Genomic DNA, 8381 nt, shown 5'->3' with positions numbered 1-8381 from the left:
GGCTGGCGCGTGGCCAACGCGGCCAAGATCGGCTGGGACACCGTGGACGAGGACGAGGCCCTGCGCGCCTATCCCGTTCCCCCGGACGTCGTGGTCCTGGCCTACTTCGTCAACGACATCTACCGGGCGGCGGAAAAGGCCCACTTCCCGCTGCCGTTTACCATCCAGTTTCCCAAGACCGCTTTCACGCGCTATCTCGTGGACCACTTCGCCCTGGCCAATTTCGTCTACTGGCGGCTGGCCCGCATGGGCAACCTGGACGACGCGGCCAAGGGCTTCTGGGACAGGCTGCGGGCCGCCTACGCCGATCCGGCCGTCTGGGGCGAGCACGCCAGGGAGCTCGATTCCGTGGTGGACTGGTGCCGCGAGCGCCATGTCCGCCTGATCGCGCTCATCATTCCGAGCCTGGTGGACGTGGCCGGCACCGCGCCCATGACGGCCCGGGTGGCGGCGTATTTCCGGGAGCGGGGCGTGGAGACCGTGGACCTGACGCCGGTCCTGGCCGGCCGCGACCCGGCCTCCATGGTGGTCAACAGCGTGGACAGCCACGCCAACGTGGCCCTGGACGCGGAAATGGCCGGCCTGCTGCGAAAGGCCATCCTCGCGCCCCCGCCGGCGACGCCCTGAGGCCCGCCGGCTCCGGTCCGAAAAGCGTATTCCCTCCGGCCTTTGGTCGCCGAAGGCGGCGCGACGATCCGATGGGAGGACAGGCCATGGACAAGCTGCTGCTCATCGTGGACATGCTCAACGATTTCATCGAGCCCGGGGGCAGGCTCCATTTCCCGGCCGGGGCGGGCGTGGTCGCCCCCATCGCCCGGCTGCGCCGGGCCTTCCGGGCCGCCGGCGCAGCCGTGGTCTACGACAACGACGCCCACCCGGAGGATTCCGGGGAGTTCGCCCACTGGCCCGTGCACTGCGTCATGGGCACCCCGGGCGCGCGCGTGGTGGACGCCCTGTCCCCCGGGCCGGGGGACGTCGTGGTGCACAAGGACGCCCTGTCCCTTTTCGACGTGCCCCGGGCCGGGGCGCTGCTGCGCGCCCTTGGGGCCGGCCGGCTCTACGTCGTCGGCGTGGCCACGGAATACTGCGTCAAGGAGGCGGCGCTGCACGCCCTGGCCGCCGGGTTCGAGGTGACCGTCGTCACCGACGCCGTGGCCGCCGTGGACCTGACGCCTGGCGACGGCGAGCGGGCCCTGGCCGCCATGGCCGAGGCCGGAGCCGCATTCGCCACGACCGAACGGGTGCTCGCCCGGTTCGCCTGAACTCGTTCTCCGCTGTCAGCAGACGGTCGACTCGTCGGTGGGGCGCATGGTGAGGAGCATCTTGCCGTCGGGCAGGGGCACGGCCGTGAACTCCAACGCCCGGGTGACCCCGTCGCCGCAACGCACCGGATAGACGCGCTGCCCCGTTTTCCCGAGGGTCGCCTGCCAGTCGGCCGCGATCCGGGCCCGAAGTCCCGGGTCCGGGTAGGCCTTGGCCAGCCAGGCGGCCGCGTCCGGAACGTCCGCGAGCGTGTAGCCCACGATGTCCTCGAAAGCCTTGTTGAGATAGAGCGTGCGGCCGTCCGTGCCCACGAGGCTCGCGGCGTAGGGCACGTGGTCGAGGATGGCGCGCATCTGTTCCAGGGTGCGTCGCACGTCCTCCCGGGCCTGCTCCAGGGCCGTGACGTCCTCGGCGTGGAGCATGACCGTGTCCGGCGCGGCGTGGACGAAGGTCATGTCGAAGACGCCCGGCGCGGCCGCGCCCGGCGGGCGGAAGGTCAGTCGCTTGCGGCCCGTGCGGCGGGCTTCCAGGGCGTTCCACAGGGCCAGGTAGACGTCCGGAGCCTCCTCGAAGACGACCCCGGCCGCCGCGTTGATCCCGGTGGCGATGCGGCCCCGGAAAAGCGCCTCCGCCGCCTTGTTGGCCTCGGTCAGCACCAGGTCCCGGCCCCTGAGGACGAAGGTGAGGGTCGGCAGGGGAAAATTGCGCAGATGGGTTTGCAGGCGTTCCTCCCGGGCGCGCAGCGACTCTTCCGTGCGCTTGCGCTCGGTGATGTCCTCCACGAAGCCTTCCACCACCTGCTCGCCGTCCTGCTCGACCAGCCGCACGCGCAGCCGGCCGATGAAGCTCGATCCGTCCCGCCGCTTGTTGACCACCTCCAGGCGCGCCACTTCCCCTTCGCGGCGCAGCCGTTCCACGATCCGCGAACGCTGTTCCGGGTCCACGAAGACCTGGGAGGCGTCGTGGCCGATGGCCGCGAGCATGTCCTCGGGCGTGTCGTAGCCGAAAAGTTTGGCCATGGCTCCGTTGACGGCCAGGATGCGGCCGGCGGGCGAGGACTGGAAAAGCCCCAGCCGGGCGTCGTCGAAGAGTTGGCGGAAGCGGAAGTCGAAGGCATGGCGCTTTTTTTCGGCCCGCCGTTCCAGCGTGACGTCGCGGCCGTAGCCGTTGACGGCTTCCCTGCCGGCCAGCGGGCACAGGGTGATTTCCAGAAGGCCCTCGCCCACGACGAGGTCAAGGCGCTGCGCCGCGCCGGTTTCCAGGGCGCCGCGCACGGCCGCGACCAGATGCGACGGGGCCATGGCTCCCACGGCCATGCCCCAGGCGTCGAGAAGCGGCGTGGCGGCCGGATTGGCGTAGGCCAGCTTGCCGTCCCGGCCGAAGCGCAGCACCGGATGGGGGTTGTCCTCGGGAAAGCGGGCCATGGAGCGCAGGTTGTCCAGGGCCTGCCGCTCGGTGGTCACGTCCTGGACCGTGCCGTAGATGCGCGTGGTGCGGCCCGAGGCGTCGCGTTCGGATCGGGCCACGGCCCTGGCGTGCCGCCACAGGCCGTCTCCCCGTCGGAACCGGTACTCGTAGCGCAGGGAGCCTTCCTTGGCGAAGAGCGCTTCCCGCACTTTCGTCAGGATCCGGCGGTCGTCGGGATGCGCGAGAGCGAGAAAGCCTTCGAAAGTGGGCACCGGGCTGCCGGTGGGCAGGCCGAAGATGCGCTGGAACTCCTCGGACCAGAAGTCCTGCCCCGTGAGCAGGTCCCGGCTGAAGCTGCCCACCCGGGCCAGGCGCTGGGTCTCGCGGAAGGAGGAGGCCAGGGTGCGCAGGTCGTCCCAGGGCGAGGAACCCGGGCCGGGCAGGGCGGTGATGTCCCGGATGAGGCCGGCCAGGGGCTCGGGCCGGGCGAGCAGGGCCTCGCGCACGTCGGAGGGGATCTTGCCGGCCAGGGCGAGCAGGGCGTCGGGCGGCTCGTCCAGGGCCTCGGCCAGGGCCACGATGTGGGCCTCGGACAGACGCGGCGGCGCACCGCGCTCCAGCCGGCTCAGGTAGGACGGTTGGATGCCCAGGCGCACCGCCAGTCGGCGCAGCGAATACTCGGGATCGCCGGCCGCCAGGGTCAGGCGCTTTTCCCGGATGCGGCGGCCGAACGGATGGGAGTCCATGCGTGTACCATAGCGTGCACGCAACTCTGCGGCAACGGCTTCGGCAAAATTTATGCTGCTGCGGGCGCTTCGGGCGTCAGGGCCGTGGCTTCGGCCAGGGCCTGGAGCTCCCGGCGCAACGCGGTCGGATCGGGAATGGCGCCGGCCTCCAGCTTTTCGGAGGCCTCGCGGGCGGCCTGCTCGAGTTCCGGCCGGTCCGGGTCGGCGAAGGCGGCCAGGACCAGGGCCGCTTTCTCCCGTTTGTCCAGGGCGAGCAGGGTCAGGGCCAGCAACAACTGGGCGGCCGGGACCGTTCTGCCCGAAAGGCGCAGCACGTGCTCGAATTCCACCCGGGCCTGGATGTGCTGGCCCGTGGCGTACAGGGCGTGCCCCAGGCGCAGGCGCACGGCCGCGTTGGAGAGGTCGCCCCGCACCGAGACCCGGTAGGCGGCCACGGCCGCGGCGTAGTCCCCGGCCGCGTAGGCCGCGTCGCCGGCGACGTGCCGGTCCGTGGCGGCCGCCGGCTCCTGCCGGGGCTTTGGCGTGTCGCGGCCGAGCAGGGCGCGCACGAGATTGCGGCGCGAGACGGTGGGGCGGTCGTCGCTGGCCATGGAGGCTCCTTTATTGGGGCGGATTGCCCGGGCGGGAAAAGAAGAGGGACTCGGTGTCGCGGATGCGGGCGTCGCCGGTTTCGGCCGCTTCGGCCAGGATGCTTTCCGGCAGGCCAAGGGAACGCCAGGCCGCCTCGGACAGGGCCGGCACGGGCGAGCCGCAAAAGGGCGGCCAGGCGAAGGCCGTGGCCAGGATGTCGGCCACGTGGACGATTGCCGTCTCCCGGGAAGCGGGGTCGCCGGAAGGACTGTGGTGGTCGGCCGCCATGGCGACCAGACTCTCGGGGAAGTGCCAGCTGGCCAGAAGCGCCCGGCTCACCGCCGCATGATCGAAGCCCAGCACCGCGGTTTCCGCCTCGGCGTCGGGCAGGCCCTCCACGCGCGAAAGCAGGAGCGCCCGGCCGGCGGCGGCCGGCAGCTTGCGCAGGATCACCAGCTGGCCCAGGTCGTGGAGCAGCCCCCCCACGAACACCCGTTCCGGGGAGGTGCCAGGGCAGGCGGCGGATAAAAGCGAGGCGTACACGGCGCAGGCCGCGGCATGCCCCCAAAAGGCGCGCATGTCCCACAGGCCCGGCTCGATGTCGTCGAAGGCCTGCAGCGCCGCCAGGCTCATGACCAGGGTGGTCAGCTCCTTGCGCCCGACCATGTCCACGGCCCGGGTTATGGAGTCCACCGGGGCGCGGGAGCCGTAATGGGGGCTGTTGACCAGCCGCAGGAGCTTGGCCGCGAATCCCGGGTCGCGGCTGATGAGTTCGGCCAGTTCGCGGCCCGAGGTCTTGTCCGATTGCAGCGCCCGCAGCAGGCGCACGTGGACCTCGGGCAGGGTGGCCAGTTCCACGTCGCCCGTGACGAGGCTGGACGGATCGATGCGCTGCGGCCCGAAGAGCTGGGATTCCGGCGCGAACCCGAGCAGGGAGGGTTTTTCGCAGGCGGTGTCGAGGTTGCATCCCTCGGAAAGGGCGCGGGCGGCGGTGCGGCGCGCGGCCAGCTCGAACACCGTCTGGCCGAAGGGCGAGGCGGTGTCCAGGGCGGCGAATCGCGTGGTCAAAAGCTCCCGGCAGCGCCGCGCGGCCTTTTCCTGTTCCGAGGGCGCGTCGTCGGGCAGGCTCTCCTCGGAGACGATGTCCACGTCGCGCACGCCGAAGGCGCGCATGGCGCGCAGGTTCTCCTCGGAAATGACGCCGCCTTGCCGCAGCAGGAGCATGCCTTGCTGGCCGCTGACGTCCTGGCCGACCACCATGCCGTGCTCCACGTCGTCGATGTGGACCTTGACCACCGCTACCGCCTCCGGGCTGGGCCGTCGTCGCCACCATGGCTTGCGACGCCTGGGATTAAGATTGTAATAAAGCTAATCGAAAGAAAAGTCCGCAGGTTGCTTCTTCGGGATGTTTCTGTTGCCATAGGTTTGGCATATGCTGTATCTTGTTGAATTTAATTATGAAAAATTATATCTCCCGGCGTGGCGGCGTTGGCCCGGGATTTGCTCAAGAAAGGGCGTGAGTGCGGTGGGCGCAAGCCGAAACCACACCGCAATAAATCACCTGGCCGTGGCGGCCACCCCCTAGCCTCCTCCCCCAACACGCCACCACGGCCTTTTTAGGAAGCCGCTTGGGCCACTCCCTGGGCCTGGGCGGCTTCCGCTTTTCGGCGACGTCCCGGCCGGAAGGTCTTGAACACGCCCCGATTCCTGGATATAGCCTGAAAGGACAAGCTTTGGCGGCTCTCGCCTCCGGCGTTGGTCACGGGCCGGAAGGCCCCGGACGTATCTCAATCGGAGCAGTTTTTGGAAAACAAGGATTCGGGCCCGCAGGCCTTTTTGGATTTCGTCAACCAGCGGTTGGCCAAACGGCAGCGGGAACTTGACGGAGCCGTCAAGTTCTCCAGCCACTACATGCAGGTGGAATCGGTCGTCATGGAACTCAAAGCGATTCGGACCAAGTTCTTGACCCTCATGCGGCGCGAGGGGCTCCTGTGAGGCGGCCCCTGGCCGCCGTGGCCCTGTGCGCCCTGTTGTGCCTGGCGGCGGCCCTGCCGGCCCTGGCGCAGGCGCAGGCCCCGGCCGGCAAGCCCGACATCGCCGGCGACTGGACCGCCGTGGTCCTCGGCCAGGAGGTCACGGCCACCTTCACGCGACAGGGCGATATGATCCAGGGCGTGGTGGTCATTCCCGACGTCGGCGGTGGCAAGAACACCTACCACGTGGCCGGCGTGATCCTCGGGGCCGACTTCGCCGCGCAGCACGGCAGCGGCCATCTCCTCAAGGGCACCCTCACCGGCCCCGACGAGGCCGAGGCCGTGTTCTCGCCCAAGACCGGCCCCAACATCCCCCTGCACCTCAAGCGGCGCGCGGGCTCCTGAGGCCGACCGCCGTCTGGGCGCGACGCCCGCGCCCAGACGGCGGTCCGAAGAGGGTGATCAGCTTCCCGCGACCTTCTTCTGGCCCGCCGGCACCACCGGCAGGCTCTCGTCCTTGGCCCGGTCAGTCCAGGCGCGCTTGATGGTCTCCACGTCCTCGGGCGAAAGCGTGGCTTCCACGGCGTCGAAGACGCGATTGCGGAAGAACACGAGATCCTGGTAGCTTGGCGCTTGCTGGATTTTTTCCAGGTAATAGGCGAGCCCCTTGTCCTCCATGCGGCGCATCCTCCCCTCGCCTTGTCGTTCGTGGGACGAGGTGTAGCCGAGGAGGCCCCCGCCGGCAACCTCAGTCGACGGCCGGACTGTTGAACGCCCCGCACTTGCCGCACACGAATCCGGCGTATTCCGGTTCCCCGTCGTCGCCGATCCAGACTTCCACCTCGTTGCGCTCCGAACAATTGGCGCAATAGATCAGGGCGATATGCGTCTCGGGGTCGTAGTCGCATTCCACGCCGCCAAGGACCATGCTGTCGATAAAGGCCATGGCCGCCTCCTTGCCGCGCGCCTGGCGCGTTTTGCTTCCCTTTACCATGCCCGGCCGCCAGGGCAAGGCCCGGGTCGCTCATCGACCACCATCGCCCGCCCATTGCCCCATTGCCAGACGCCGCCGGCCACGCTATCCCCGACCGGCCGGCCGACGCCGCCAAGGAAAAGCCATGACCCGGACCCCCGACCACCGCCCCCTGGTGCTCCACGACGCCTTCGCCTTTCCCGGCGGCGGCGAGAAGGTGGCCGTGACCCTGGCCCGGGCCTTCGGGGCCGACCTGCTGGCCGGGGAATACGACCCGGCAGCCTTCCCGCCCGATTATTTCGACGCGCCGCCGCGAAGCCTCGACGCCGCCCGCCGCCATCCCCTGGCCGCCCGCCTGTCCCGGACCCTGGCCATGCGGCTGGCCTTCGCCGGCCTGCCGCGCCGCCGCGCGCCCCTGGCCCTCCACAGCGGCTCCCTGTGCCTGCTGTCCCAGGCCCGCCTGGACGCGCCGCAGATTCTCTACTGCCACACCCCGCCGCGCATCCTCTACGACCACCGCGACTTCTACATGCGCCGCCAAAGCGCCGCGCGCCGGCCCCTCTACGCCCTGCTCCTGGCCGGCTACCGCCGGGCCTACGAGCGCGCCGCCCGGGCCATGGACGCCATCGTCGCCAACTCCGAGACCGTGCGCCGACGCATCGAACGTTTCCTGGGCCTGCCCGCCGTGGTCGTCCATCCGCCCGTGGACACGGCCGCCTTTCCCGACCTCGGCCAGCAGCCCTTCTACCTTTCCACGGCCCGGGTGGATGTGCTCAAGCGCGTGGACGTCATCGTGCGCGCCTTCCGCGACCTGCCGGACAAGCGGCTGGTCGTGGTCTCCGGCGGCTCGGAACTCGAGCGCGTGCGCGCCCTGGCCGCCGGCCGTCCCAACATCGACGTCCGGGGCTGGACCGCCGACGCCGACCTCAAGCGCCTCGTCGGCACCTGTCTGGCCACCATCTACATTCCGCGCGACGAGGATTTCGGCATCTCGCCCGTGGAATCCATGGCCGCCGGCAAGCCCGTGCTGGGCGTGCGCGAAGGCGGGCTCACCGAGACGGTCCTGGACGGCCAGACCGGCATCCTGCTGCCCCCGGACCCCGGCCCCGAGGACGTGGCCCGGGGCGTGGCCGCCCTGGACGCGGCCACGGCGCTGGCCATGCGTCCGGCCTGCCTGGAGCGGGCGCGGGCGTTCGACGCGGCGGTGTTCGTGGAGAAGATGCGGCGGGTGGCCGAGGGAGTGATGACGGCAGGGGGAGAGGCGGAGGGAAGATAGGGAAGATTGGGGCGTTGCCCCAAGCCCCATCGGGGGGGATGATCCACCCCGAACCCCGTCGACGGTGCGGGTGGTGGAGAAGCGGGAACGTCGGTATGAGGTGCCCCGGACCTGTTGGCGGCGGAATCGGGGGCAAACCGCAGGCCGCAAAGCCGGCCAGAACGTTTCCCCCG

General features: G+C 70.3%; 9 protein-coding genes and 1 pseudogene. 5 read left to right on the top strand and 5 right to left on the bottom strand.

The features are described from left to right. Together Q1K70_RS20585 and Q1K70_RS20580 are read left to right on the top strand one after the other, a co-directional pair. Positions 1-627, top strand: a pseudogene (locus tag Q1K70_RS20585) (SGNH/GDSL hydrolase family protein); the annotation flags it as partial. Positions 628-713: 86 nt separating this feature from the next. After that, the gene (locus Q1K70_RS20580; protein WP_300164077.1) at positions 714-1262 is read left to right on the top strand and encodes an isochorismatase family cysteine hydrolase; all 549 of its coding nucleotides are present in this window, start codon (positions 714-716) and stop codon (positions 1260-1262) included. A gap of 15 nt (positions 1263-1277) precedes the next feature. Here the strand turns inward: Q1K70_RS20580 and Q1K70_RS20575 are convergent, their stop codons facing one another. Genes Q1K70_RS20575 through Q1K70_RS20565 form a run of 3 tightly spaced genes read right to left on the bottom strand, consistent with a single transcriptional unit; the run spans position 1278 to position 5282 of the window. Further along, positions 1278-3416, bottom strand: coding sequence for a PAS domain S-box protein (locus Q1K70_RS20575; protein WP_300164074.1), 2139 nt, complete (start codon positions 3414-3416; stop codon positions 1278-1280). A gap of 50 nt (positions 3417-3466) precedes the next feature. Beyond that, positions 3467-4006, bottom strand: a complete 540-nt coding sequence (locus Q1K70_RS20570; protein WP_300164071.1) for a tetratricopeptide repeat protein — start codon at positions 4004-4006, stop codon at positions 3467-3469. A 10-nt stretch (positions 4007-4016) separates the two neighbouring features. Further along, positions 4017-5282, bottom strand: coding sequence for an HDOD domain-containing protein (locus tag Q1K70_RS20565; RefSeq protein ID WP_300164068.1), 1266 nt, complete (start codon positions 5280-5282; stop codon positions 4017-4019). A gap of 507 nt (positions 5283-5789) precedes the next feature. Here Q1K70_RS20565 and Q1K70_RS20560 point away from each other — a divergent pair. Both Q1K70_RS20560 and Q1K70_RS20555 read left to right on the top strand, forming a co-directional pair. Continuing rightward, the gene (locus Q1K70_RS20560; protein ID WP_300164065.1) at positions 5790-5981 is read left to right on the top strand and encodes a hypothetical protein; all 192 of its coding nucleotides are present in this window, start codon (positions 5790-5792) and stop codon (positions 5979-5981) included. Then, positions 5978-6364: a hypothetical protein gene (locus Q1K70_RS20555; protein ID WP_300164062.1), complete on the top strand. Its 387-nt coding sequence runs from the start codon at positions 5978-5980 to the stop codon at positions 6362-6364. The genes Q1K70_RS20560 and Q1K70_RS20555 overlap by 4 nt, the downstream gene beginning before the upstream one ends. 57 nt (positions 6365-6421) lie before the next feature. Here Q1K70_RS20555 and Q1K70_RS20550 read toward each other — a convergent pair whose 3' ends face one another. After that, positions 6422-6646 carry a hypothetical protein gene (locus tag Q1K70_RS20550; protein ID WP_300164059.1) on the bottom strand — a complete coding sequence of 75 codons (225 nt, stop codon included), beginning with the start codon at positions 6644-6646 and terminating at the stop codon, positions 6422-6424. A 61-nt stretch (positions 6647-6707) separates the two neighbouring features. After that, positions 6708-6905 (bottom strand): hypothetical protein, encoded by a 198-nt coding sequence (locus Q1K70_RS20545; protein WP_300164056.1) that lies wholly within the window; start codon positions 6903-6905, stop codon positions 6708-6710. Positions 6906-7077: 172 nt separating this feature from the next. On the opposite strand from Q1K70_RS20545, the gene Q1K70_RS20540 reads away from it, so the two are divergent. Further along, the gene (locus Q1K70_RS20540; protein ID WP_300164053.1) at positions 7078-8208 is read left to right on the top strand and encodes a glycosyltransferase; all 1131 of its coding nucleotides are present in this window, start codon (positions 7078-7080) and stop codon (positions 8206-8208) included. Positions 8209-8381: the final 173 nt, after the last annotated feature.

The organism is Solidesulfovibrio sp. (assembly GCF_029978005.1).
GTDB lineage: Bacteria > Desulfobacterota > Desulfovibrionia > Desulfovibrionales > Desulfovibrionaceae > Solidesulfovibrio.
This window is presented reverse-complemented; position numbering and strand designations above follow the sequence as displayed.

What these genes read in the sequence shown, in the direction of transcription:
- Q1K70_RS20580 (WP_300164077.1), top strand. Translation starts at nt 714, where the DNA reads ATGGACAAGCTGCTGCTCATCGTGGACATGCTCAACGATTTCATCGAG.
- Q1K70_RS20575 (WP_300164074.1), bottom strand. Translation starts at nt 3,416, where the DNA reads ATGGACTCCCATCCGTTCGGCCGCCGCATCCGGGAAAAGCGCCTGACC.
- Q1K70_RS20570 (WP_300164071.1), bottom strand. Translation starts at nt 4,006, where the DNA reads ATGGCCAGCGACGACCGCCCCACCGTCTCGCGCCGCAATCTCGTGCGC.
- Q1K70_RS20550 (WP_300164059.1), bottom strand. Translation starts at nt 6,646, where the DNA reads ATGCGCCGCATGGAGGACAAGGGGCTCGCCTATTACCTGGAAAAAATC.
- Q1K70_RS20545 (WP_300164056.1), bottom strand. Translation starts at nt 6,905, where the DNA reads ATGGCCTTTATCGACAGCATGGTCCTTGGCGGCGTGGAATGCGACTAC.
- Q1K70_RS20540 (WP_300164053.1), top strand. Translation starts at nt 7,078, where the DNA reads ATGACCCGGACCCCCGACCACCGCCCCCTGGTGCTCCACGACGCCTTC.